The sequence below is a fragment of the Pseudomonas sp. ICMP 8385 genome (assembly GCF_002699915.1).
GTDB lineage: Bacteria > Pseudomonadota > Gammaproteobacteria > Pseudomonadales > Pseudomonadaceae > Aquipseudomonas > Aquipseudomonas gessardii.
Genome location: NZ_LKBY01000135.1, coordinates 143,882 through 166,240, shown reverse-complemented (window position 1 = coordinate 166,240; position 22,359 = coordinate 143,882). Strand labels below are relative to the sequence as shown.

18 protein-coding genes, 2 tRNA genes, 2 rRNA genes and 2 pseudogenes are annotated in these 22,359 nt (G+C 59.4%); 9 read left to right on the top strand and 15 right to left on the bottom strand.

Annotated elements, in window-relative coordinates:
• Positions 1 to 262: 262 nt before the first annotated feature.
• The 9 genes from AO268_RS27470 to AO268_RS27430 form a co-directional block, all read right to left on the bottom strand.
• On the bottom strand, positions 263 to 1,186 hold the full coding sequence (locus AO268_RS27470; RefSeq protein ID WP_099170452.1) for a metal ABC transporter solute-binding protein, Zn/Mn family: 924 nt from the start codon (positions 1,184 to 1,186) through the stop codon (positions 263 to 265).
• Complete coding sequence (locus AO268_RS27465) at positions 1,186 to 2,085, bottom strand: metal ABC transporter permease (protein ID WP_076963770.1); 900 nt, start codon at positions 2,083 to 2,085, stop codon at positions 1,186 to 1,188. The genes AO268_RS27470 and AO268_RS27465 overlap by 1 nt, the downstream gene beginning before the upstream one ends.
• On the bottom strand, positions 2,082 to 2,828 hold the full coding sequence (locus tag AO268_RS27460) for a metal ABC transporter ATP-binding protein (RefSeq protein WP_099170451.1): 747 nt from the start codon (positions 2,826 to 2,828) through the stop codon (positions 2,082 to 2,084). The genes AO268_RS27465 and AO268_RS27460 overlap by 4 nt, the downstream gene beginning before the upstream one ends.
• A complete protein-coding gene (locus AO268_RS27455) occupies positions 2,825 to 3,745 on the bottom strand; it encodes a metal ABC transporter substrate-binding protein (protein WP_099170450.1) in 921 nt (306 codons plus the stop codon). The genes AO268_RS27460 and AO268_RS27455 overlap by 4 nt, the downstream gene beginning before the upstream one ends.
• 23 nt (positions 3,746 to 3,768) lie before the next feature.
• Positions 3,769 to 4,335: a DUF6162 family protein gene (locus AO268_RS27450; RefSeq protein ID WP_076963767.1), complete on the bottom strand. Its 567-nt coding sequence runs from the start codon at positions 4,333 to 4,335 to the stop codon at positions 3,769 to 3,771.
• Between the two features lie 5 nt (positions 4,336 to 4,340).
• Positions 4,341 to 4,670 carry a hypothetical protein gene (locus tag AO268_RS27445; protein WP_076963766.1) on the bottom strand — a complete coding sequence of 110 codons (330 nt, stop codon included), beginning with the start codon at positions 4,668 to 4,670 and terminating at the stop codon, positions 4,341 to 4,343.
• Entirely contained in the window at positions 4,667 to 5,206 is a 540-nt protein-coding gene (locus AO268_RS27440; protein ID WP_099170449.1) for a thiamine pyrophosphate-binding protein, read from the bottom strand. The genes AO268_RS27445 and AO268_RS27440 overlap by 4 nt, the downstream gene beginning before the upstream one ends.
• Complete coding sequence (locus AO268_RS27435; RefSeq protein ID WP_099170448.1) at positions 5,206 to 6,414, bottom strand: PepSY-associated TM helix domain-containing protein; 1,209 nt, start codon at positions 6,412 to 6,414, stop codon at positions 5,206 to 5,208. The genes AO268_RS27440 and AO268_RS27435 overlap by 1 nt, the downstream gene beginning before the upstream one ends.
• A gap of 292 nt (positions 6,415 to 6,706) precedes the next feature.
• Positions 6,707 to 7,162, bottom strand: coding sequence for a VOC family protein (locus AO268_RS27430; RefSeq protein ID WP_099170447.1), 456 nt, complete (start codon positions 7,160 to 7,162; stop codon positions 6,707 to 6,709).
• Positions 7,163 to 7,356: 194 nt separating this feature from the next.
• Here AO268_RS27430 and AO268_RS27425 point away from each other — a divergent pair, with 194 nt between their 5' ends.
• Complete coding sequence (locus AO268_RS27425; RefSeq protein WP_076963762.1) at positions 7,357 to 7,722, top strand: antibiotic biosynthesis monooxygenase; 366 nt, start codon at positions 7,357 to 7,359, stop codon at positions 7,720 to 7,722.
• Here AO268_RS27425 and AO268_RS27420 read toward each other — a convergent pair.
• Positions 7,711 to 8,814, bottom strand: coding sequence for a sigma-54 interaction domain-containing protein (locus AO268_RS27420; protein ID WP_076963761.1), 1,104 nt, complete (start codon positions 8,812 to 8,814; stop codon positions 7,711 to 7,713). The two genes, AO268_RS27425 and AO268_RS27420, sit on opposite strands and share 12 nt — an antisense overlap.
• A gap of 37 nt (positions 8,815 to 8,851) precedes the next feature.
• Positions 8,852 to 8,935, bottom strand: a pseudogene (locus AO268_RS33355) (hypothetical protein); the annotation flags it as partial.
• Between the two features lie 203 nt (positions 8,936 to 9,138).
• On the opposite strand from AO268_RS33355, the gene AO268_RS27415 reads away from it, so the two are divergent.
• From AO268_RS27415 to AO268_RS27405, 3 genes are all read left to right on the top strand, one after another.
• Positions 9,139 to 9,408, top strand: coding sequence for a hypothetical protein (locus tag AO268_RS27415; protein ID WP_076963760.1), 270 nt, complete (start codon positions 9,139 to 9,141; stop codon positions 9,406 to 9,408).
• 221 nt (positions 9,409 to 9,629) lie between these two features.
• Positions 9,630 to 10,790, top strand: a complete 1,161-nt coding sequence (locus tag AO268_RS27410) for a cysteine desulfurase family protein (protein WP_099170446.1) — start codon at positions 9,630 to 9,632, stop codon at positions 10,788 to 10,790.
• A 37-nt stretch (positions 10,791 to 10,827) separates the two neighbouring features.
• Positions 10,828 to 12,636 (top strand): aminopeptidase P family protein, encoded by a 1,809-nt coding sequence (locus AO268_RS27405; RefSeq protein ID WP_099170445.1) that lies wholly within the window; start codon positions 10,828 to 10,830, stop codon positions 12,634 to 12,636.
• Positions 12,637 to 12,681: 45 nt separating this feature from the next.
• Here AO268_RS27405 and AO268_RS27400 read toward each other — a convergent pair whose 3' ends face one another.
• Both AO268_RS27400 and AO268_RS27395 read right to left on the bottom strand, forming a co-directional pair.
• Entirely contained in the window at positions 12,682 to 13,272 is a 591-nt protein-coding gene (locus AO268_RS27400) for a 2-hydroxychromene-2-carboxylate isomerase (RefSeq protein WP_076963757.1), read from the bottom strand.
• 34 nt (positions 13,273 to 13,306) lie between these two features.
• Complete coding sequence (locus tag AO268_RS27395; RefSeq protein ID WP_076963756.1) at positions 13,307 to 14,038, bottom strand: SDR family oxidoreductase; 732 nt, start codon at positions 14,036 to 14,038, stop codon at positions 13,307 to 13,309.
• 90 nt (positions 14,039 to 14,128) lie between these two features.
• Between AO268_RS27395 and AO268_RS27390 the strand changes: the two are divergent.
• Positions 14,129 to 14,689 (top strand): annotated as a pseudogene (locus AO268_RS27390) (TetR/AcrR family transcriptional regulator).
• A gap of 4 nt (positions 14,690 to 14,693) precedes the next feature.
• Here the strand turns inward: AO268_RS27390 and AO268_RS27385 are convergent.
• A complete protein-coding gene (locus AO268_RS27385) occupies positions 14,694 to 14,975 on the bottom strand; it encodes a hypothetical protein (RefSeq protein ID WP_076963754.1) in 282 nt (93 codons plus the stop codon).
• A 169-nt stretch (positions 14,976 to 15,144) separates the two neighbouring features.
• Complete coding sequence (rhtA, locus tag AO268_RS27380; protein ID WP_099170444.1) at positions 15,145 to 16,032, bottom strand: threonine/homoserine exporter RhtA; 888 nt, start codon at positions 16,030 to 16,032, stop codon at positions 15,145 to 15,147.
• Positions 16,033 to 16,942: 910 nt separating this feature from the next.
• On the opposite strand from rhtA, the gene AO268_RS27370 reads away from it, so the two are divergent.
• The 4 genes from AO268_RS27370 to AO268_RS27355 all read left to right on the top strand — a co-directional run bounded on the left by AO268_RS27370 (position 16,943) and on the right by AO268_RS27355 (position 22,201).
• Positions 16,943 to 18,689: ribosomal RNA gene (locus AO268_RS27370) — 16S ribosomal RNA — on the top strand.
• Between the two features lie 82 nt (positions 18,690 to 18,771).
• Positions 18,772 to 18,848, top strand: a tRNA-Ile gene (locus AO268_RS27365).
• Between the two features lie 30 nt (positions 18,849 to 18,878).
• Positions 18,879 to 18,954, top strand: a tRNA-Ala gene (locus AO268_RS27360).
• 249 nt (positions 18,955 to 19,203) lie between these two features.
• Positions 19,204 to 22,201, top strand: a 23S ribosomal RNA gene (locus tag AO268_RS27355).
• The 16S and 23S rRNA genes sit together here with 2 tRNA genes alongside, the layout of an rRNA operon.
• Positions 22,202 to 22,359 lie beyond the last annotated feature (158 nt).

Below are 22,359 nucleotides of genomic sequence, written 5' to 3'. Positions count from 1 at the left end.
CCGATCAGTTAAGCGAACGCAATGCTCAAAGCAGCGCAGATCAAATGTGGGAGCGGGCTTGCCCGCGATGGCGGTGGATCAGCCAACACAGTTGTTAACTGACATACCGCTATCGCGGGCAAGCCCTAATGCCAGTCAGTTAAGCGGATTCTGCTTTCTGTAGGAGCGAGCAAGCTCGCTCCTACAAAAAGGCTTAACTGACTGGCATTAGGGCAAGCCCGCTCCCACACAAGCCCGCTCCCACATGGGTATTGTGTTGCTTTCAGGGCGCCAATGCCTTGATCACCTGATCCACATTCCCTTCCAGCTCCGCCACCGGGTCCGCGCCGTCGGTGTTCAGCACCAGCAGCTTCGAGCCCCCCGCACTGATAGCCGCTTTCACCGCCTCAGCCGGTTGGCGATGATGCAGTACCAGTGCCACGTCGTTGTCCTTCAGGCTGGCAGCCAGCGCTTGTAGCGCCTCGGCAGACCACTCGGCATCCGGCCGTGGATCAGTGCTGAGCAACTCCAGGTTCAACCCACTCACCAGATAAGCAAAATGATCGCTCAGGCTGACCACGCTCAGGTTGTCGGTCTGGGCCAGGCGCGCCTCGCTGTCGGCAGTCAGCTTGAGCAGGCGTTGCTTGAGGCTGGCCAGGTTGCTGTCGATTCGGGCCTTGGCGCCGGGTGCCAGGCGGCTCAGGTCGGCGGCCATGACATCGGCCATGCGCCCCAGGTTGTTGCTCGATTGCCACGGCTGGCTATTGAGACCATCGACAGTGCCTGGCTGCAGGGCCACGCCCGGCAAGCCACCGTCTACCGGGCGGGCCGCGTCCACTTCGACGATGCGGATATTGCTGCGCCGGGCCACCGGGTACAACGGGTCATCCGGCCACAGCGAACGCAGGCCGATGGCCGCGTCGGCGTCCAGTGCCAGGGTATGCAAGGCCGGCGCGCCACGCCCGGTAAAGTAGGCGGTCTGGCGCGAACCCGGCAAGTTGGCCGGTGCTGCGCGTTCAAGCTTGACCGGGGTGCCCTTGAGCAGGGCGTCGGCCAGCCCGTAGGTCACGGGCAAGGCCGCCAGGACCTTGACCGGTTTGGCGGACTGGGCTGCCACCGGCAGCGGTTTGGCCGTGTCGGCCGCCAGCAGCGGGGTGCTGATCAGGCAGGCGATGGCCAGGGCGAGGGGGCGTAGAACAGGGCGCATTATCCAAGATTCCCTTTCAGGCTGGGGACCGTGCCGCGCGCGATGGCGGCCAGGGCGAAGGCGATGCCGGCGACGAGGATGATCGCGGCACCGGACGGGATGGGCAGGTCGAAAATGATCGGTAGCAGAATCCCGCACAGGGTGCTGACCGTGGCAATCACCACCGAGACCCAGAAGAACCCCTTGAGCGACTGGCTCAGCAGGCGTGCGGCCGCGGCCGGAATCACCAGCAGCGCGCCGACCAGGATGGCGCCGATGACCTTGACCGCCGCCACCGTGATCAGGGTGACGAGGATCACGAACAGGTAGTCCAGGGTCTTCACCGCCACGCCACGCACGGCGGCCAGTTGCGGGTTGAAACTGGCGAGCATGATGCGGTTGTACAGCGGCAACGCCAGGGCCATGACCAACGAGCCGACAACCGCCAGCACCAGCAGGTCATTGCCGTTGACGGTCAGGACCGAACCAAACAGCACGTTTTCCAGGATATGCACGTTGATCTTGCCCGCCAGGATCAGCAACAGGCTCGCGCCCAGGGCCAGGGACACCGAGAGGAACACGCCGATCAGCGTATCGGGGGCCAGGCCGGTGCGGTTGCGCAGGTAGTTGAGCAGGATGCCGAACAACAGGCAGTAGCCGAACAGGCTGCCATAAGGCCCGGTGTAGGGTTCCCCCAGCAGAATGCCCACGGCCACGCCGGTCAGCGCGGCATGGCCGACGGCTTCGGAGAAAAACGCAAAGCGCTTGACCACCACCAGCGTGCCCAGGCCGCCCAGTACCGGGCCGATCAGCAGGCCGGCGAGCAAGGCATTGACCACAAAACCATAGGCCAGGGCTTCCGGCAGGTAGCCGGAAGAGGCCCAGCCCTGGACCATCAAGCGAAAGGCTTCGTAGCTCATTGGGCTGCGCTCCGTGGGTGAGTGGAAAACAGCGTGAGCAGGCGCTCCGGGGTCAGGGCTTGTTGCGGCGTGGCGTCGAACAGCACGCGGCGGTTCAGGCCGGTGACGCGATCCGCCAGGCGGCCCACGGCCTCCAGGTCGTGTTCGATCCACAGCACGGTGATCCCGGCCTGGCGCCAGTCGCCCAGCAGGCGCTCGAACACCTGGATCCCGGCTTCGTCGAGGGCCGACATTGGCTCATCGAGCACCAGCAGTTGTGGGGCCGGGATCAAGCCCTGGGCCAGCAGCACCCGCTGGCGCTCGCCGCCGGACAGCGCGCCCATGCGGCGCTTGCGCTTGTCTTGCATGCCCACGCGCGCCAGCGCCTCGCCAATCGCGCCGGCGTAATGCCGGGACAGGCCGAGAAAGGCCGGGCGCCGCTGGCACATGGCAGCCATAAAGTCATCGACGGTCATCGGCAGGCCACGGTCGAACTCCAGGGCCTGGGGCACGTAGCCGATGGTGCCGGGGGTGCCCGGCCAGTGCAGGCTCAGTTGGCCCTGGTGCGGGGTTTGCCCCAGCAGCGTCTTGATCAGCGAACTCTTGCCGCCGCCGTTGGGGCCGACCAGGGCGTGGATACTGCCCGGTTGCACCTGAAAACTGACGTTATCGAGGATCGCCGTACGGCCCAGGGTCAGCGAGATGTTATTGAATTCAAGCGTCGGGCCGATGCTGGCCGCGCTCAGGTGTTCAGCTGCCGTCATGCCCCCGACTCCTGGATGGCCCGGACCACGGTGTTGAGGTTGCCGGTCATTTCCACTTCGTACTTCTCGGCGCTGTATTCACCGTAGGAAATATGTGACAGCGGGTACAGCTTGACCCCTGATTCGCGCTGGATGGTATCGACGTAGGAGGACGGGAAGTCCATTTCCGAGAAGATCACTTTCACGTCCAGTTCGCGCAGTTGGTCGATGGTTTTCTTCAGTTGGCTCGGGCTTGGCTCGATGCCATGGGCCGGTTCGACCACGGCGGTCACTTCCAGGCCGAATTCACGCAACAGGTAGTCGTAGGCGGCGTGCACCGTGGCCACGCGCAGGTCGGCGTTGGGTGCGCGGGTGAGCTTGGCCAGGGCGTCGGCGCGCATCTGGCGCAGGCGCTTGCCGTAGGCGCGGGCGTTCTGGGTGTAGGCGCGGGCGTTGTCCGGGTCGAGCTTGCCCAACTCCCGGGCGATGTTGTTGACCTGGGCAATGGAGGCGCTGATGGACAGGAAGGTGTGCGGGTTGACCACCTTGCCGGCGCCGCGGGCCGCGTTGCCGGTGGCGGCCAGCAGCGGCACATTGGCGTTGGCCTCGATCACCGGGATGTCCGGGCGTTCGCTGGTGGCGATCATGCGGTCGGCAAAATCATCATGGCCGACGCCATTGAGCACGATCACGTCCAGGGTGCCAATGCGTTTGATATCTTCGGCGCGCGGTTCGTAGGCATGGGGGTTGAAGCCGGCCGGAATCAGCGGCACCACTTCGGCCTTGTCGCCGACGATATTCGCCACGTAGCTGTAGTAAGGGTGCAGGGTGATACCGATACGCAGGCGCTTGGCCGCCTCGGCATTGGCCAGTGGTGTCAGCAAGACGCTGAACAGGCCCACCAGCAGCAGGCGGAGCAAGGGAGATGACATAGACATGGGTAATCGATCTTCTCTCGGGGTCAGTGGCGATGCTGGCGGGTGACGCCAGCGTCGAATTGCGCAACGACCTGCTGCCAGCCAGCGGCGATCAGCCCCTGGTCGCTCAGGTCGGTAGGGGCGGCCAGGTTGGCGCTGCGGTTGAGCCAGATATCCGGCTCGGCACCGTTCACGCGCATCAGCAGCGAACCGCTGGTGTCGTTGGCCTGGCTCAGGCCCAGGTACGCCGAAGGCGCCAGCAGCTGCCAGCGGTGCTCGCCACGGCTGACTGAGCTGGCGTCCTGGGCGAACGGCGCAAAGCCTTCTTCGGCCAGCTGCGCGGGTGTGGGCAGGGTGCTGTGTTCCTGCGCCAGCAGCTGGATTTCATCCAGGGTCACCCGCAGGTCGGCATAGATGCCTTGCTCGGCGGCGCTCAGGTCGCGGCGGGCGTCCAGTTGGTGGCTGGCCACGGCCTCGACGGCCTGGGTTTCGCCGTGCAGGGACACCACGGTGCCGGCGACGGCCAGGATGATCAGGCACAGCAGCAGGACGTAGAGGGTTTCGTGGCCGGCGCCGGCGGGCCGGACCACCTGGGTGCTGCCTGGGTTCATGCCGCTCATGGCGCCTGGATATCCGCTTGGTCGATCTCGACAACGTGGCCGGGACCGGCGTCAAACAGCACGTAGAACTCGCTGGCAGGTTTCTTGAAGGTCAATGTCGAGTCAGCCCCCAGCTTGCCGGGCACCAGGATGGTCTCGTCGTAGCCGATCACATCCAGGGTCACGCCGGGCGCGCCGCTGCCGTCGGAGAAGCCGCCGGTGCACTGGATCTGCTCGCCGGGGATTTCCTTGCATTCGCACATCGGGTTGTGGGCCAGGGCGTAGTTGCTCGCACCCAGGCCGAGGATCAGCGCGGCGCAGGCGCGGGTCAGGCGCAGTACAGTCATGGTTTAACTCCTTGCTTGTTCAACCAGGCGACAGTGGCAGGCGAAGCCTGACTCAAGGGAATGGAGGCCTGTTGCATGCTGCCGTCCCAGCCTTCCATGGTGATCCACAGTTCGGCGTCGGGTGGGGTGCGTTCAGGGATCGGCAGCACGGCGCCCATGCGGTACGGGGTGCCGAAGAAAATCACCCCGGCGGCGCGCAGGCTGCGGGGCTTGCCGATGCGCAGGTAGGTGGCCTTGACCTGCTCGCCGCAGGTGGCGCACAGGGCGGCGTTGAAGGATTTCATCGGGCCGGCCGGATCGGGGCGCGGCGCTTCATTGCGCAACTCGGCGAGGGTGATGCTCCAGGGGCCGACCTGCACTTGGCCAACCTCGCGCTCACCCAGGCCGGCGTCGCCGCGAAACAGCGCGGCGTCGGCAAAGTACTTGGGCATAAAGCCCAGGGGCACCAGCAACAGCAGGATATTGATGTGGAAGCGCCACTTGAGCCAGAAGGCGCGCAGTGGCGAGGGCGCTTGAACGGGGGTGGCCTTGCTCATTATTTGCCCTCCGAGGTTTCAGCCTGCAGGGCGCCGATGAGGTTGGCGGGCGCCGTGTTGCGCGGGGCCTTGGCGCTGCGCTTGAGAGCGTGCAGCGTGGCCAGGGCTGTGCGCTTGCTCCAGATCAACAGACCGCTGAGCACCATCATGCTCAGCAGCAGGCCGAAGAAGAACCACACCAGCTTGATCCAGATCCCGCCAAAGTCGCCGGTGTGCAGCGGGCGCATGGACTCGGTGACGAACTCCAGGCCCGAACGGTCGGACAGCAGGTGCGTGGCGGCGATTTCACCGTTGTAGGGGTTGATGTCGGCCGTCTGGTACATCAACGGGTACCAGCCGCGGCCGCCGACGCTCAAGTGGCTGTAGGCATTGCTTGGCAGGCCGACAAAGCTGACCTCGAACCCCGGGATACGCTGGGTGGCAATATTAATGGCATCGTCCAGGGGAATCATGGGCGCCGGTACGCCAGGGGCCGAGAGCGGCACCTTGTCCCGGGAGATCACCGGCACGATAGGCTGGCTGGAGAGGGTGATCTGGTTGTCCGCGAGAATCGCCTGGATCAAGAACCAGGTGCCGGTGATGGAAATCACCGCGATAAACCAGATCGACCAGATGCCGCTCAGGCGGTGGAAGTCCCCCCAGAAAATCCGCGCCCCATGCCTGAAGCGCAGGGTCGGCTTGAAGAAGCCTTTCCAGAACCGCTTGTACACCACCAGGCCCGTGACCAGCGACGCGAGCATCGGCAGCCCGAGGAGCGACACCAGGTACCAGCCCCAGCTGAAGCCATTGGTAAACGGCACCAGCCACCAGCCATGCAGGGCGCGGGTGAACTGGGGGAAGTTGAACGATGGGCTGATGCCCTGGATGCTCCCGGTGTACGGGTTGACGTAGACCGCCACGGAACGGCCGTCGGGGTAGCTGATGTCGACGGTGAGGGCAAAGTGCGACTCGTCTGGTGTGACGATGGCTTCGACAATGGCCGTGGGCTCGGCCTGCTTGATCGCGGCGAGGACCTGGTCGTAACTGAGCAGTTCGGCATCGTCCGATGGCTTGCTGGCGCGGATTTCCGGGTTGGCCAGCCAGACGATTTCCTGGCTGACCACCGCCAGGGTCCCGGTGACGCAGACGATCAGTACGAAGAACCAGATGGGCAATGCCAGCCAGCTGTGGACGAGAAACCAGAGTTTGGAGCGTGACTTCTTCGACATGTCTATGGGGGTCTTGATCGGAGGGGGGCAAGGATGGCCCGGGAAAGGCCGGTCGTAGCTTTTGCTGACGCGACAGGCTGTATCTAAGTTAAGACGGATGAGAATCGCAAAACCCTAAGGCGCAAATGAAAGCAAATGTTTCAAGCGCGCGAAAAACCCCTGTCGGGGCTGGCTTGTCGGGGCGGCGCATCGCAGCGCCAATCGCCAACGACCGATAACGCGGGGTGCCTGGTACCCCGCGTGGTTCTCGGTTTTTTCGCCGGCAGGCCGGCTCCTCCAGATGATCGGGGGCTTACGCAAACAGCGCCTTGGCACGCTGGCGAACTTGTTCCTCGGTCAACTCCTCTATATGGGTGGCGAGGAACCAGACATGCCCGAACGGATCCTTCAGCGTCCCGCAGCGGTCGCCGTAGAACTGGTCCTTGGGTTCGGAAATTACGCTGCCGCCTGCCGCGATCGCCTGTTTGTACTGCGCATCGACGTCCTTTACATACAGATGCAGGCCAACGCTGGTGGGGTGCGCTCCAGGGCTGCCGAAGGCCATTTCGTCACAGGGCGAGGCCAGCATGATCGGTGAATCGCCAATGCGCAGTTCGGCGTGGCCGACCTTGCCGTCTGGCATGTCCAGGCGCATGAAAACGGTGGCATCGAAGGCTTTTTGGTAAAACTCGATGGCTTGCGCGGCCTGGTCGATACCCAGGTAGGGCGTGATGCTGTGATAGCCCTCGGGGATGGGTTTGACGCTCATTTCGCTCTCCTTGAAGGTTGCCAGTGGGCCGGTTTTCCCGGTCTTTTCACTATAGGCCAGGTCTTTCGTGGCCTCTGGGCAACCGACGACTGTCCTGTCACTGCCTGTTGAAGCTTGACCTCAACTTGACTAGAGGTTTTACCCTGCGTGGCATCGAATCGCACGATTGCACTTACAGTTAAAGGGGATGAGTCATGCAGGCATCAGTGAAAAGCCATGGTTTTACCCAACTGATCGAGTTTCAGATCGAGCCGCGGCAGCAATCTGCGCTGGTGCTGGCGCTGTCTGAGCAGGCCGAGCGCCTGGCTCAAGGCCATGAGGGGTTTCTGAGTGCCAGTGTGCAGGTCAGTGAGGATGGACAGCGGGTGCTCACCTACCTGCAATGGCAGACCCGCGCCGATGGCGATACGGCGTTCCTGCGCCTGGAGCGCGCGGGCGAGGACTTCTGGCGATTGATTCGCGCCCACCAGGCCACGGCCGTGACCTTTGGTTCATTCCAGGTGCTGCGCAGTATCGAGCGCAGCGTCGACAATGCATTGATGTGCAACCTATATCGATAGATGCAGCATGCGTTCGCCTTGCAGGTTTTGCTCGGGGCGGCGCTTGTTGACCGCCAGTTCGCCGATCTTGATCAGGCGCGTGCGCGTGATATTGCGGCTCAGGCCCAGCAGGTTGGCGGTGTGGACCTGGTTGTAGTGGCTGAAGCGGTAGGCGGCGCGTAGCAAGGCGTCCTCGACCTTCTCATGCAGGGCGCCGGCCTGTTCGTCGAACAGCTTCTGGAAGGCGCGCTCCAACAGGGCTTCGGCACTGTGGTCGAGGCCGTGCTGGCTATCGTCCTGGCGTTCGATGCGCAGGTTCGACAGGCGCAGGTCATCGCGCTCGATCACACCATTGCGGCAAATCAGCAAGGTGTGATGAATGACGTTTTCCAGTTCACGGATATTGCCCGGCCAGCTGTAGCCCTTGAGCTTGTGCTCGGCTGCGGGGCTGAGGGTGACGGGGCCGTAGCCCAGGCGCTGGCTGTAGGTGTCGATAAAGTGCCGGGTCAGGGGCAGGATATCGCCGGGGCGCTCGCGCAGGGGGTTCAGTTCCAGGCTGACCACGTCCAGGCGGTAGTACAGGTCCTCGCGAAAATGCCCGGCGTTGATGGCTTTTTCCAGCTGTACATTGGTCGCCGCCAGCACCCGCACATCGATGGGAATACTCTTGCGCGAGCCCAGGCGCACCACTTCGCGTTCTTGCAGGACACGCAGCAGCTTGACCTGGATGGCCATGGGCAGGTCACCGATCTCATCGAGGAACAGCGTGCCGCCGTCGGCCTCTTCAAACCAGCCGGCCTTGGCGCCGAGGGCACCGGTGAACGCGCCTTTTTCATGGCCGAACAGCTCCGCTTCCACCAGGGATTCGGAAAACGCCCCGCAGTTAACCGCCACGAAGGGCCGCTTGCGCCGGGCGCTGAGGCTATGGATATGGCGGGCCACCAGCTCTTTGCCGGTGCCGGTTTCGCCGATGATCAGCACGCTGGCTTCGCTGGGCGCCACTTGCTGCAGATGCGCGAGCAGGGCCTGGGACTTCGGGTCTTCAAAGACTTGCGCGGTGGCGCGAATCGACGTGGCGAGGGCGGGCGAGGGCGGTAGGGTCAAAAGCTGCATGGGCATCTCTAGGCAGGGTGGGCCGGCGTGCCTGGTATCAGCGTTCAGGCAGGACATTGTTGGCAATCATTTCGTCGAGCGGCCCGCTGAGGTTGGTGATGCCGCGTCCGGCCAGGCTGGCAACAGTGGCGGCGTCGGGGAACCGATATAGAACATAGAGCGCATTTTTTATTCCGTAAACTAACGTATTTCTATATTTATAGATCTATAAAGAATATAAGGGATTGGCTGATAGCGACTATCAAAGAGGATGATTTTTCCCTGGGAAGGGGCGGGAGTAGCCTGTGTTCATTGCCCTAACGCCCCATTCGCAGGACCTTTGCCATGAACCGTTTACTGTCTGTTGCCTTGTTGTTGGCCGCCTCTTTCCTTGCCGGTTGTGCCACCCATCCGGCGCCTGAATTGCGCCCGTACTCTGCCGAGGAAACCAGGCAATTGGCGATGGAGGCGCTCAACCGCCGGGGGTTGTCGTTTGACGACTATCAACAGCAGAAAGCCAAGCTGGCTGCCCAGCCACAGAAGCCTTTTGGGTTTGATCGCCAGGGTGAAATGAACGCCGAGCGCAACGTGACGTTGCCTGGCCGTCCCAGCTAAAGACACTGGCAGTGGTCCCAGGGCCCGAGGTTCCGAGCAGGAACTTCGGGCTTTTTGTTTTCCATCCTTTTCATCGAGCCTGTTAAGCTCGATTTCAGGAGCGTTCCTACGCACTTTAAATTCTTTAACGGCATCCGATCGGGTTAACCTGACGATCTCTGTACTGATCGCTGCCCCTGGGACGCTGATCTCGGGAACATGCTCTGCGGGTCTTTAATGTCATGAATAAACGTCCTTTGTATTTCGACTACGCCGCCACCACACCGGTGGATGAGCGGGTCATCCAGGTCATGGTCGAGTGCCTGGGTTTCAACGCCAATTTCGGTAACCCTGCGTCCAGCTCCCATGCGTTTGGCCAACAGGCCCGGCAAACGGTCGAGCAGGCGCGCCGGCAGGTGGCGCAGTTGGTCGGCGCCCAGGCCGAGCAGATCGTCTGGACCTCGGGCGCCACCGAATCCAACAACCTTGCGCTCAAGGGCGTGGCCCAGGCGCGGGGTGTGGCCGGTGGCCATATCATTACCAGCCAGATCGAACACAAGGCGACGCTGGACACTGCGCGCCAATTGCAGGACGCCGGGGTTGCGGTGACCTACCTGGTGCCGGACGCCGACGGCCTGATCAGCGTCGAGGCGGTCAGCCAGGCGCTGCGTGAAGACACGTTCCTGGTGTCGCTGATGCTGGTCAACAATGAGCTGGGTACGCTCAACGACATCCCGGCCATTGGCGCGCGGGTGCGTGAGCATGGCGCGCTGCTGCATGTGGACGCGGCGCAAGGGGCGGGTAAGGTCGAGATCGACCTGGCGCGCTGGCCGGTCGACCTGATGTCGTTTTCTGCGCACAAGTTGTATGGCCCCAAAGGCATCGGCGCGCTGTATGTCGGGCCGCGGGCGCAGCAGAACGTCACGGCGCAGATCCACGGCGGCGGCCATGAAGGCGGGTTGCGCTCGGGCACCCTGGCCACCCACCAGATCGCCGGCATGGGCAGCGCCTTCGCGTTGGCGGCGCAATTCTTTGCCGAAGAGTCGGCGGGCATTGTCGCCCTGCGCCAGCGTTTGCTTGAGCCATTGCTGAGCCTCCCCGGCGTGCGCCTGAACGGTAGCGCCACCCAGCGGATCCCCCACACCTTGAGCCTGACCTTCAGCGAAGGCGAGTTCAATTCGGCGGCCTTGAGCGCCGGGATCGCTTTTTCGGCGACCTCGGCCTGCAATTCGGCAAGTAATGCACCGTCCCATGTGCTGCTTGCCCTGGGGCATGATCCACGCAGTGCCGGTCGCACGATTCGCCTGAGCCTGGGGCGGTTTACCACCGAACAGGATATCGATCAGGCAGTGCAGTTGATCACGGCCGCACTGGCCAGCGCCCCGGTTTTTTGGGCGGTTTGAAACCTATAACAATTATCAGTGGTTAGCAGGAGACAAGATGAGTACGCAGCCTTTGACCCATGGAACGGTTCCCCAGCGCCTGGCGCGCACCCGCGAGCTGATGAAACGGGAGGGTATCGATGCCCTGCTGGTGCCATCGGCCGACCCGCATCTGTCCGAATACTTGCCGGGCTACTGGCAGGGGCGGCAGTGGTTGTCGGGGTTTCATGGGTCGGTAGGCACGCTGATTGTCACGCCTGATTTTGCCGGCGTCTGGGCTGACAGCCGTTACTGGGAGCAGGCGACCAAGGAACTCAACGGCAGCGGCATCGAGTTGGTGAAGCTGCAACCGGGGCAACCCGGCCCGCTGGAGTGGTTGGGCGAACAGACCCCGGAAGGCGGGGTCGTGGCGGTGGATGGTGCGGTGATGGCTGTTGCGTCCGCCCGTACCCTGGGCGGCAAGCTGGCTGAGCGGGGAGCGCGCCTGCGGACCGATATCGATCTGTTGAACGAGGTCTGGACCGACCGTCCGGCATTGCCCAACCAGCCGATCTACCAGCACCTGCCGCCCCAGGCCACGCTCAGCCGAGGCGAAAAGCTCGCGGCATTGCGTGCCAGCCTCAAGGAAAAGGGCGCGGATTGGCATTTCATTGCCACCCTGGATGACATCGCCTGGCTGTTCAACCTGCGCGGTGCCGATGTTTCGTTCAACCCGGTGTTTGTCTCGTTCGCCCTGATCAACCCGCAGCAGGCCACGCTGTTTGTGGCCCTTGGCAAGGTCGATGCCCAGTTGCGTGCGGTGCTGGAGCAGGACGGCGTGACGCTGCGTGACTACAGTGACGTGGCGGCGGCCCTGGCTGAGGTGCCGGAGGGGGCCAGCCTGCAGATCGATCCGGCGCGGGTGACGGCAGGCTTGCTGGATAACCTGGCCAGTGGCGTCAAGCGGGTGGAAGGGCTCAACCCGACCACGCTGGCCAAGTCCCGCAAAAGCCTGGCGGATGCCGAGCATATCCGGCGGGCGATGGAGCAGGACGGTGCGGCCTTGTGCGAGTTTTTCGCCTGGCTGGACTCGGCCGTGGGCCGGGAGCGCATCACCGAGCTGACAATTGATGAACACCTGACGGCTGCCCGCACCCGGCGCCCGGATTACGTGTCGTTGAGCTTCAACACCATCGCCGCCTTCAATGCCAATGGGGCGATGCCGCATTACCACGCCACTGAAGAAGAACACGCGGTGATCGAAGGTGATGGCTTGCTGCTGATCGATTCGGGCGGCCAGTACCTGGGCGGTACCACTGATATCACACGGATGGTGCCCATCGGCACGCCGAGCGAGGAGCAAAAGCGCGATTGCACGCGTGTGCTCAAGGGCGTGATTGCCCTGTCGCGCGCGCAATTCCCTAAGGGTATTCTCTCGCCCTTGCTGGACGCCATCGCCCGTGCGCCGATCTGGGCCGAAGGCGTGGATTACGGCCATGGTACCGGGCATGGCGTGGGCTACTTCCTCAATGTCCATGAAGGCCCGCAGGTGATTGCCTACCAGGCAGCGGCCGCGCCGCAAACGGCGATGCAGCCGGGCATGATCACCTCCATTGAGCCGGGGACCTACCGCCCGGGGCGTTGGGGGGTGCGGATCGAGAACCTGGTGTTGAACCGCGAGGCGGGCAAGACCGAGTTCGGTGAGTTCCTCGCGTTCGAGACCCTGACCCTGTGCCCGATCGATACCCGTTGCCTGGTGCCATCGTTGCTGACGACCGAGGAGCGGCAGTGGTTCAACGACTACCATGGCGAGGTGCGTCAACGCTTGAGCCCGTTGCTCAGTGGCGCGGCGCTGGAGTGGTTGCAGCTGCGCACGGCCGCGATATAAGGCCCGGCCGCTCGCAGGTGTAGGCCTGCGAGCGGCTTGCCGGCTTTAACTCAAGGCTTCACGGACAAAGTCCAGGCGATCCTGGCCAAAGAACAGTTGTTGACCGACAAACAGGCTAGGCGCCCCAAACACGCCACGGGCAATCGCCTCTTCGGTCTTGTGCTTGAGGGCGTTCTTGACGTCCTCATCCTGGGCCAACTCCAGCACTTGGGCAGGGTCGAAGCCGTGTTCCGCCAGGACCGCTGCTACGACTACCGGATCACCCAGGTTGCGCCCCTCCACCCAGAGTGCCTGGAACAGGCAGTCGATGAACGGGATAAAACGCTCTGGCTGGCGTAGTTGAATGCCGGTGACGGCGCGCATCAGTGTCAGGGTATTGATGGGGAAGTGCGGGTTGAACGTGAGGGGGACAGCGTAACGCTTGGCGTAGCGTGCCAGGTCTTGCAGCATGTAGCGACCCTTGGCCGGGATAGTGATGGGCGAGGCATTGCCGGTGGCCTTGAAGATGCCGCCCAGGAGGATGGGCTGATACACCAGCTGGCTGCCGGTTTCGGCACAGATTCCAGGCAGTTGGGTATAGGCCAGGTAAGTGGTGGGGCTGCCGAGGTCGAAGAAGAATTCCAGGGTTTTACTCATGTCGGGTGCTCGCGGCTTATTGTTATGGGGGGGCTTACCAGGTTTCGCTCCAGGGGCGCAGGTCCAGCTCGAAGGTCCAGGCGTCCCGTGGCTGGCTGTGCAGGTGCCAATAGTTGTCGGCAATATGCTCGGGATCAAGGATGCCATCCTGGTCCTTGAGCGCGTACTTGGTTGGGAAGTTGTCGCGGATAAAGTCCGTGTCGATGGCGCCATCCACCACCACATGGGCCACATGAATGTTCATCGGGCCCAGTTCGCGGGCCATGCTTTGAGCCAGGGCGCGAATGCCATGCTTGGCCCCGGCGAAGGCGGCAAATCCAGCCGCACCCCGCAAGCCTGCGGTGGCACCGGTAAACAGGATAGTCCCGCGCTTGCGGGTCACCATGCGCTTGGCCACTTCCCGGGCATTCAGGAAACCCGAGAAACAGGCCATCTCCCAGATCTTGAAATATTTGCGCGCGGTTTCTTCGAGGATGCTGCACGGCACGTTGGCGCCGATGTTAAACACCAATGCCTCGATCGGACCCAACTCGCTCTCGATCTGCTCGATCAACGCGATGACCTGATCTTCCTTGCGCGCATCGCAGGCAAAGCCGTGGGCCTCGCCGCCAGCGGCCTGGATACTCTCCACCAGGGGTTGCAACTTGTCGGCACTGCGGCGGGTGACGCAGGCCACATAACCCTCGCGGGCAAAGCGCTTGGCGATTGCACCGCCTGTAGCATCACCTGCACCGACGACCAGGACGATTTTCTTGTTTTCAGCCATGGGGGAGCCCTTTAGTAAACGATCGTTAACTAAACGTACGTTATGCTACGATCTGGCAAGCGTCAAGGTTGTGTATTTTCGGGGGAGTCGATGCGCTATTCGGTCAGTCACAAACAGCAAACCAGAGATAAGCTTTTACAGAGCAGCGCGGCCCTGGCCAAGAAAGAAGGGTTTGCCAGTGTGGGCGTGGACGGCTTGATGAAAGCGATTGGCTTGAGTGGGGGGGCGTTCTATAGCCACTTTTCTTCCAAGGACGCGCTGTTCAGTGCAATTGTCGAGCGTGAGTTGAGCCAGAGCCTTGAGCGTTTGGGGGAAGGGGAGCAGCAGAGCCGCGAGCGCCTGGAGCGGTGCCTGAAGATCTATTTGAGCATGGCCCACGTGGAGCAAGTGCAAGACGGGTGTGCATTGCCCAGCATGGGGGCGGATATTGCGCGCGCTGATATAGCCGTACGCCAGCAGGCGCAGGCGTGGATTTGTCGGCTGCAGGCCAACTGGGCACGGACGTTGGAGAGTGACAGCCTGGCCTAGGCGATTTTGTCCCAGTGTGTGGGGGCGCTGGTGGTGGCCAGGATGCTGGTTGACCCGCAGATTCAGGCACGGGTGATCTCATCGAGCTATGAAGTGCTCAGCCAGAGCATCACCCGGCAATGACCCTCTACTTGCAGAGCACGATCATGCTCCGGCTGGTATAGCCGGCAGGGTTGAGGCCGAAGGGGTAGTCGCCCGGCTCTTCGGTGTTGTCACCGGACTTGGCGATGACCCGGTAGCCCTTCTTGCCGCACGAGTTGGCTGCGCTGGTGTAGCACTGGTCCCAGGAGGAGGACAGGCCAGAGCAGTTGATATGCAGTCCTTTCTTTCCGCGTTTGACTTCTGTCTTGGTGGTCGCGGCACACCCTGCAAGGGCGACCACGACAAGCATTATCACAATTCGCTTCATTACCATCCTTAATAGCCGCGCCGTTGGAAGGTCCGATGCTGGCTTTGCTCGCTCTCAAGTGTAGCGTTCGTGGATGTCCGTATTCAAAAATCTCCATGACTGACACTGAGTTACAGTCTAAACATGGCCTAATTGAGCGGCAAATGCCAGGGCTTCGTTAAATCCTGACTCAATCTGCCGCGACGATGGGTTTCGACTGGCTGCGCATGGTCAGCGTCGCACCCACGGAGGCCAGGATAATGCAGGCGATAGCCAGCCATTGCGCCAGGGACAGGTATTCCTGGAGGAAAAACAGCCCGGAAAGCGCGCCGAATGCAGGCTCGATACTCATCAGGGTGCCGAAGGTGCGCGCAGGCAGTCGGGTCAGGGCGACCATCTCCAGGGTATAGGGCAGGGCGGTGGAAAGAATCGCCACGCCGATGGCGATTGGAATCAGCGCGGGGGTCAGCAGTGCGCTACCGGCGTGGACGATGCCGATAGGCGCAACGAACAGCGCAGCGATCATCACGCCGAGGGCGGCTGTCTGGACGCCATTGTCCGCCCCCGCCTTTTGCCCGAACAGAATATAGAGGGCCCAGCAGATCCCCGCGCCCAGCGCGTAGGCGCCGCCGGTCAGGTCAATGCCCTGGCTGGCTTCACCAACCGGTATTAATAGCAGCAGGCCTACGACCGCCAAGGCTATCCACAGAAAGTCGACGGCGCGGCGGGAAGCATAGATGGCAACCGCCAGTGGGCCGGTGAATTCCAGGGCCACTGCGATGCCCAGGGGCACGGTGCGCAATGACATATAGAAGAGGAAGTTCATGCCGCCCAGCGCCATCCCGTACACGATGACGGTGCGCAGTGACTTGGCGGTGAGTTTGGCGCGCCAGGGGCGAAGCAACAGCAGCATGATGATGCTGGCAAAAACCAGGCGCAGCGTGGTAGTGCCTTGGGCGCCAACAATCGGGAACATGCTTTTGGCCAGCGAGGCGCCCGACTGGATCGAGGCCATGGCAATCAGCAGCAGGCCGACAGGGAAAAGCGCCGAGCTCAGGCTGCGGGATGAGGTGGTCATTGGGGTGTTCGTCCAGGGTCATATAGAGGCAGAAGGCACTATGATGATCAACTGCTAGCCATTGAGCAATATATTGCTCAATGGCTGGGCTCTTCTATATAGAAGGGCGGGGTTTTGAGGGTTATTGGGCTCTTCGATAGAAAAATGAAATTAAGGGTTGACGGCAGATCCTGGAAGTCTATAATTCGCCCCACTTCCGGCGCAGTCGAAACGGAAAACTCCTTGGTAAACAAAGAGTTATGCAGAATTCGACAGCGAGTTGCTTCAGTCCATCGAAGCCCAGAAGGAGTTGGTAGGGCAATGTTGTTTGGCTCTATTAACGTTTCGATCCTCTCGGTCGAAAGCGGAGAAAAGAGGTGTTGACAGCAGCGTGTAACGCTGTAGAATTCGCCTCCCGCTAACGAGAGATCGGAAGCGCAAGTGGTTGAAGTTACAAAGGAAACTTTGAAAACAAAAAGAGGTGTTGACAGCAGCGTGTAACGCTGTAGAATTCGCCTCCCGCTAACGAGAGATCGGAAGCGCAAGTGGTTGAAGTTACAAAGGAAACTTTGAAAACTTCTGAAAATAATCACTTGACAGCAAATGAGGCTGCTGTAGAATGCGCGCCTCGGTTGAGACGAAAGATCTTAACCAACCGCTCTTTAACAACTGAATCAAGCAATTCGTGACTTCTGAAAATAATCACTTGACAGCAAATGAGGCTGCTGTAGAATGCGCGCCTCGGTTGAGACGAAAGATCTTAACCAACCGCTCTTTAACAACTGAATCAAGCAATTCGTGTGGGTGCTTGTGGAGTCAGACTGATAGTCAACAAGATTATCAGCATCACAAGTTACTCCGCGAGAAATCAAAGATGTAACCAACGATTGCTGAGCCAAGTTTAGGGTTTCTTAAAAACCCAAAGATGTTTGAACTGAAGAGTTTGATCATGGCTCAGATTGAACGCTGGCGGCAGGCCTAACACATGCAAGTCGAGCGGTAGAGAGAAGCTTGCTTCTCTTGAGAGCGGCGGACGGGTGAGTAATGCCTAGGAATCTGCCTGGTAGTGGGGGATAACGTTCGGAAACGGACGCTAATACCGCATACGTCCTACGGGAGAAAGCAGGGGACCTTCGGGCCTTGCGCTATCAGATGAGCCTAGGTCGGATTAGCTAGTTGGTGGGGTAATGGCTCACCAAGGCGACGATCCGTAACTGGTCTGAGAGGATGATCAGTCACACTGGAACTGAGACACGGTCCAGACTCCTACGGGAGGCAGCAGTGGGGAATATTGGACAATGGGCGAAAGCCTGATCCAGCCATGCCGCGTGTGTGAAGAAGGTCTTCGGATTGTAAAGCACTTTAAGTTGGGAGGAAGGGTTGTAGATTAATACTCTGCAATTTTGACGTTACCGACAGAATAAGCACCGGCTAACTCTGTGCCAGCAGCCGCGGTAATACAGAGGGTGCAAGCGTTAATCGGAATTACTGGGCGTAAAGCGCGCGTAGGTGGTTAGTTAAGTTGGATGTGAAATCCCCGGGCTCAACCTGGGAACTGCATTCAAAACTGACTGACTAGAGTATGGTAGAGGGTGGTGGAATTTCCTGTGTAGCGGTGAAATGCGTAGATATAGGAAGGAACACCAGTGGCGAAGGCGACCACCTGGACTGATACTGACACTGAGGTGCGAAAGCGTGGGGAGCAAACAGGATTAGATACCCTGGTAGTCCACGCCGTAAACGATGTCAACTAGCCGTTGGGAGCCTTGAGCTCTTAGTGGCGCAGCTAACGCATTAAGTTGACCGCCTGGGGAGTACGGCCGCAAGGTTAAAACTCAAATGAATTGACGGGGGCCCGCACAAGCGGTGGAGCATGTGGTTTAATTCGAAGCAACGCGAAGAACCTTACCAGGCCTTGACATCCAATGAACTTTCTAGAGATAGATTGGTGCCTTCGGGAACATTGAGACAGGTGCTGCATGGCTGTCGTCAGCTCGTGTCGTGAGATGTTGGGTTAAGTCCCGTAACGAGCGCAACCCTTGTCCTTAGTTACCAGCACGTTATGGTGGGCACTCTAAGGAGACTGCCGGTGACAAACCGGAGGAAGGTGGGGATGACGTCAAGTCATCATGGCCCTTACGGCCTGGGCTACACACGTGCTACAATGGTCGGTACAGAGGGTTGCCAAGCCGCGAGGACGGTGACAAACCGGAGGAAGGTGGGGATGACGTCAAGTCATCATGGCCCTTACGGCCTGGGCTACACACGTGCTACAATGGTCGGTACAGAGGGTTGCCAAGCCGCGAGGTGGAGCTAATCCCACAAAACCGATCGTAGTCCGGATCGCAGTCTGCAACTCGACTGCGTGAAGTCGGAATCGCTAGTAATCGCGAATCAGAATGTCGCGAGGAGCTAATCCCACAAAACCGATCGTAGTCCGGATCGCAGTCTGCAACTCGACTGCGTGAAGTCGGAATCGCTAGTAATCGCGAATCAGAATGTCGCGGTGAATACGTTCCCGGGCCTTGTACACACCGCCCGTCACACCATGGGAGTGGGTTGCACCAGAAGTAGCTAGTCTAACCTTCGGGAGGACGGTTACCACGGTGTGATTCATGACTGGGGTGAAGTCGTAACAAGGTAGCCGTAGGGGAACCTGCGGCTGGATCACCTCCTTAATCGACGACATCAGCTGCTCCATAAGTTCCCACACGAATTGCTTGATTCATTGAAGAAGACGAAAAGAAGCAGCCCGAAATTGGGTCTGTAGCTCAGTTGGTTAGAGCGCACCCCTGATAAGGGTGAGGTCGGCAGTTCGAATCTGCCCAGACCCACCAATTTTGTGTGGGAAACGCCTGTAGAAATACGGGGCCATAGCTCAGCTGGGAGAGCGCCTGCCTTGCACGCAGGAGGTCAACGGTTCGATCCCGTTTGGCTCCACCACTACTGCTTCTGTTTGTAGAAAGCTTAGAAATGAGCATTCCATCGTTGCGATGGTGAATGTTGATTTCTAGTCTTTGACTAGTTCGTTCTTTAAAAATTTGGGTATGTGATAGAAAGATAGACTGAACGTTACTTTCACTGGTAACGGATCAGGCTAAGGTAAAATTTGTGAGTGGCTCTTAATTGAGTATGATCGAATTTTCGGCGAATGTTGTCTTCACAGTATAACCAGATTGCTTGGGGTTATATGGTCAAGTGAAGAAGCGCATACGGTGGATGCCTTGGCAGTCAGAGGCGATGAAAGACGTGGTAGCCTGCGAAAAGCTTCGGGGAGTCGGCAAACAGACTTTGATCCGGAGATGTCTGAATGGGGGAACCCAGCCATCATAAGATGGTTATCTTACGCTGAATACATAGGCGTAAGAGGCGAACCAGGGGAACTGAAACATCTAAGTACCCTGAGGAAAAGAAATCAACCGAGATTCCCTTAGTAGTGGCGAGCGAACGGGGACTAGCCCTTAAGTGGCTTTGAGATTAGCGGAACGCTCTGGAAAGTGCGGCCATAGTGGGTGATAGCCCTGTACGCGAAAATCTCTTAGTCATGAAATCGAGTAGGACGGAGCACGAGAAACTTTGTCTGAATATGGGGGGACCATCCTCCAAGGCTAAATACTACTGACTGACCGATAGTGAACTAGTACCGTGAGGGAAAGGCGAAAAGAACCCCGGAGAGGGGAGTGAAATAGATCCTGAAACCGTATGCGTACAAGCAGTGGGAGCCCACTTTGTTGGGTGACTGCGTACCTTTTGTATAATGGGTCAGCGACTTATTTTCAGTGGCGAGCTTAACCGAATAGGGGAGGCGTAGCGAAAGCGAGTCTTAATAGGGCGTCTAGTCGCTGGGAATAGACCCGAAACCGGGCGATCTATCCATGGGCAGGTTGAAGGTTGGGTAACACTAACTGGAGGACCGAACCGACTACCGTTGAAAAGTTAGCGGATGACCTGTGGATCGGAGTGAAAGGCTAATCAAGCTCGGAGATAGCTGGTTCTCCTCGAAAGCTATTTAGGTAGCGCCTCATGTATCACTGTAGGGGGTAGAGCACTGTTTCGGCTAGGGGGAGAAAGGCTAATCAAGCTCGGAGATAGCTGGTTCTCCTCGAAAGCTATTTAGGTAGCGCCTCATGTATCACTGTAGGGGGTAGAGCACTGTTTCGGCTAGGGGGTCATCCCGACTTACCAAACCGATGCAAACTCCGAATACCTACAAGTGCCGAGCATGGGAGACACACGGCGGGTGCTAACGTCCGTCGTGAAAAGGGAAACAACCCAGACCGTCAGCTAAGGTCCCAAAGTTATGGTTAAGTGGGAAACGATGTGGGAAGGCTTAGACAGCTAGGAGGTTGGCTTAGAAGCAGCCACCCTTTAAAGAAAGCGTAATAGCTCACTAGTCGAGTCGGCCTGCGCGGAAGATGTAACGGGGCTCAAACCATACACCGAAGCTACGGGTATCACCTTCGGGTGATGCGGTAGAGGAGCGTTCTGTAAGCCTGTGAAGGCGAGTTGAGAAGCTTGCTGGAGGTATCAGAAGTGCGAATGCTGACATGAGTAACGACAATGGGTGTGAAAAACACCCACGCCGAAAGACCAAGGTTTCCTGCGCAACGTTAATCGACGCAGGGTTAGTCGGTCCCTAAGGCGAGGCTGAAAAGCGTAGTCGATGGAAAACAGGTTAATATTCCTGTACTTCTGGTTATTGCGATGGAGGGACGGAGAAGGCTAGGCCAGCTTGGCGTTGGTTGTCCAAGTTTAAGGTGGTAGGCTGGAATCTTAGGTAAATCCGGGATTCTAAGGCCGAGAGCTGATGACGAGTTACCCTCTGGGTGACGAAGTGGTTGATGCCATGCTTCCAAGAAAAGCTTCTAAGCTTCAGGTAACCAGGAACCGTACCCCAAACCGACACAGGTGGTTGGGTAGAGAATACCAAGGCGCTTGAGAGAACTCGGGTGAAGGAACTAGGCAAAATGGCACCGTAACTTCGGGAGAAGGTGCGCCGGTGAGGGTGAAGGACTTGCTCCGTAAGCTCATGCCGGTCGAAGATACCAGGCCGCTGCGACTGTTTATTAAAAACACAGCACTCTGCAAACACGAAAGTGGACGTATAGGGTGTGACGCCTGCCCGGTGCCGGAAGGTTAATTGATGGGGTTAGCTAACGCGAAGCTCTTGATCGAAGCCCCGGTAAACGGCGGCCGTAACTATAACGGTCCTAAGGTAGCGAAATTCCTTGTCGGGTAAGTTCCGACCTGCACGAATGGCGTAACGATGGCGGCGCTGTCTCCACCCGAGACTCAGTGAAATTGAAATCGCTGTGAAGATGCAGTGTATCCGCGGCTAGACGGAAAGACCCCGTGAACCTTTACTATAGCTTTGCACTGGACTTTGAATTTGCTTGTGTAGGATAGGTGGGAGGCTTTGAAGCGTGGACGCCAGTTCGCGTGGAGCCAACCTTGAAATACCACCCTGGCAACTTTGAGGTTCTAACTCAGGTCCGTTATCCGGATCGAGGACAGTGTATGGTGGGTAGTTTGACTGGGGCGGTCTCCTCCTAAAGAGTAACGGAGGAGTACGAAGGTGCGCTCAGACCGGTCGGAAATCGGTCGTAGAGTATAAAGGCAAAAGCGCGCTTGACTGCGAGACAGACACGTCGAGCAGGTACGAAAGTAGGTCTTAGTGATCCGGTGGTTCTGTATGGAAGGGCCATCGCTCAACGGATAAAAGGTACTCCGGGGATAACAGGCTGATACCGCCCAAGAGTTCATATCGACGGCGGTGTTTGGCACCTCGATGTCGGCTCATCACATCCTGGGGCTGAAGCCGGTCCCAAGGGTATGGCTGTTCGCCATTTAAAGTGGTACGCGAGCTGGGTTTAGAACGTCGTGAGACAGTTCGGTCCCTATCTGCCGTGGACGTTTGAGATTTGAGAGGGGCTGCTCCTAGTACGAGAGGACCGGAGTGGACGAACCTCTGGTGTTCCGGTTGTCACGCCAGTGGCATTGCCGGGTAGCTATGTTCGGAATAGATAACCGCTGAAAGCATCTAAGCGGGAAACTAGCCTCAAGATGAGATCTCACTGGAACCTTGAGTTCCCTGAAGGGCCGTCGAAGACTACGACGTTGATAGGTTGGGTGTGTAAGCGCTGTGAGGCGTTGAGCTAACCAATACTAATTGCCCGTGAGGCTTGACCATATAACACCCAAGCAATTTGACTACTCGAAAGAGCATCAGATTGCGGTGTGTGAAGACGAAATGAACCGAAAGTTCGATACTCACAAAACACCGAAAGCTGTCACATACCCAATTTGCTGAAGCGAGGCATCTGCCGCGACTCAGTACCCGAATTTCTT

Bases quoted from the DNA above. Each gene is read 5' to 3' on its own strand.
- AO268_RS27470 (WP_099170452.1), bottom strand. From the start codon at position 1,186: ATGCGCCCTGTTCTACGCCCCCTCGCCCTGGCCATCGCCTGCCTGATC.
- AO268_RS27465 (WP_076963770.1), bottom strand. From the start codon at position 2,085: ATGAGCTACGAAGCCTTTCGCTTGATGGTCCAGGGCTGGGCCTCTTCC.
- AO268_RS27460 (WP_099170451.1), bottom strand. From the start codon at position 2,828: ATGACGGCAGCTGAACACCTGAGCGCGGCCAGCATCGGCCCGACGCTT.
- AO268_RS27455 (WP_099170450.1), bottom strand. From the start codon at position 3,745: ATGTCTATGTCATCTCCCTTGCTCCGCCTGCTGCTGGTGGGCCTGTTC.
- AO268_RS27450 (WP_076963767.1), bottom strand. From the start codon at position 4,335: ATGAACCCAGGCAGCACCCAGGTGGTCCGGCCCGCCGGCGCCGGCCAC.
- AO268_RS27445 (WP_076963766.1), bottom strand. From the start codon at position 4,670: ATGACTGTACTGCGCCTGACCCGCGCCTGCGCCGCGCTGATCCTCGGC.
- AO268_RS27440 (WP_099170449.1), bottom strand. From the start codon at position 5,206: ATGAGCAAGGCCACCCCCGTTCAAGCGCCCTCGCCACTGCGCGCCTTC.
- AO268_RS27435 (WP_099170448.1), bottom strand. From the start codon at position 6,414: ATGTCGAAGAAGTCACGCTCCAAACTCTGGTTTCTCGTCCACAGCTGG.
- AO268_RS27430 (WP_099170447.1), bottom strand. From the start codon at position 7,162: ATGAGCGTCAAACCCATCCCCGAGGGCTATCACAGCATCACGCCCTAC.
- AO268_RS27425 (WP_076963762.1), top strand. From the start codon at position 7,357: ATGCAGGCATCAGTGAAAAGCCATGGTTTTACCCAACTGATCGAGTTT.
- AO268_RS27420 (WP_076963761.1), bottom strand. From the start codon at position 8,814: ATGCAGCTTTTGACCCTACCGCCCTCGCCCGCCCTCGCCACGTCGATT.
- AO268_RS27415 (WP_076963760.1), top strand. From the start codon at position 9,139: ATGAACCGTTTACTGTCTGTTGCCTTGTTGTTGGCCGCCTCTTTCCTT.
- AO268_RS27410 (WP_099170446.1), top strand. From the start codon at position 9,630: ATGAATAAACGTCCTTTGTATTTCGACTACGCCGCCACCACACCGGTG.
- AO268_RS27405 (WP_099170445.1), top strand. From the start codon at position 10,828: ATGAGTACGCAGCCTTTGACCCATGGAACGGTTCCCCAGCGCCTGGCG.
- AO268_RS27400 (WP_076963757.1), bottom strand. From the start codon at position 13,272: ATGAGTAAAACCCTGGAATTCTTCTTCGACCTCGGCAGCCCCACCACT.
- AO268_RS27395 (WP_076963756.1), bottom strand. From the start codon at position 14,038: ATGGCTGAAAACAAGAAAATCGTCCTGGTCGTCGGTGCAGGTGATGCT.
- AO268_RS27385 (WP_076963754.1), bottom strand. From the start codon at position 14,975: ATGAAGCGAATTGTGATAATGCTTGTCGTGGTCGCCCTTGCAGGGTGT.
- rhtA (WP_099170444.1), bottom strand. From the start codon at position 16,032: ATGACCACCTCATCCCGCAGCCTGAGCTCGGCGCTTTTCCCTGTCGGC.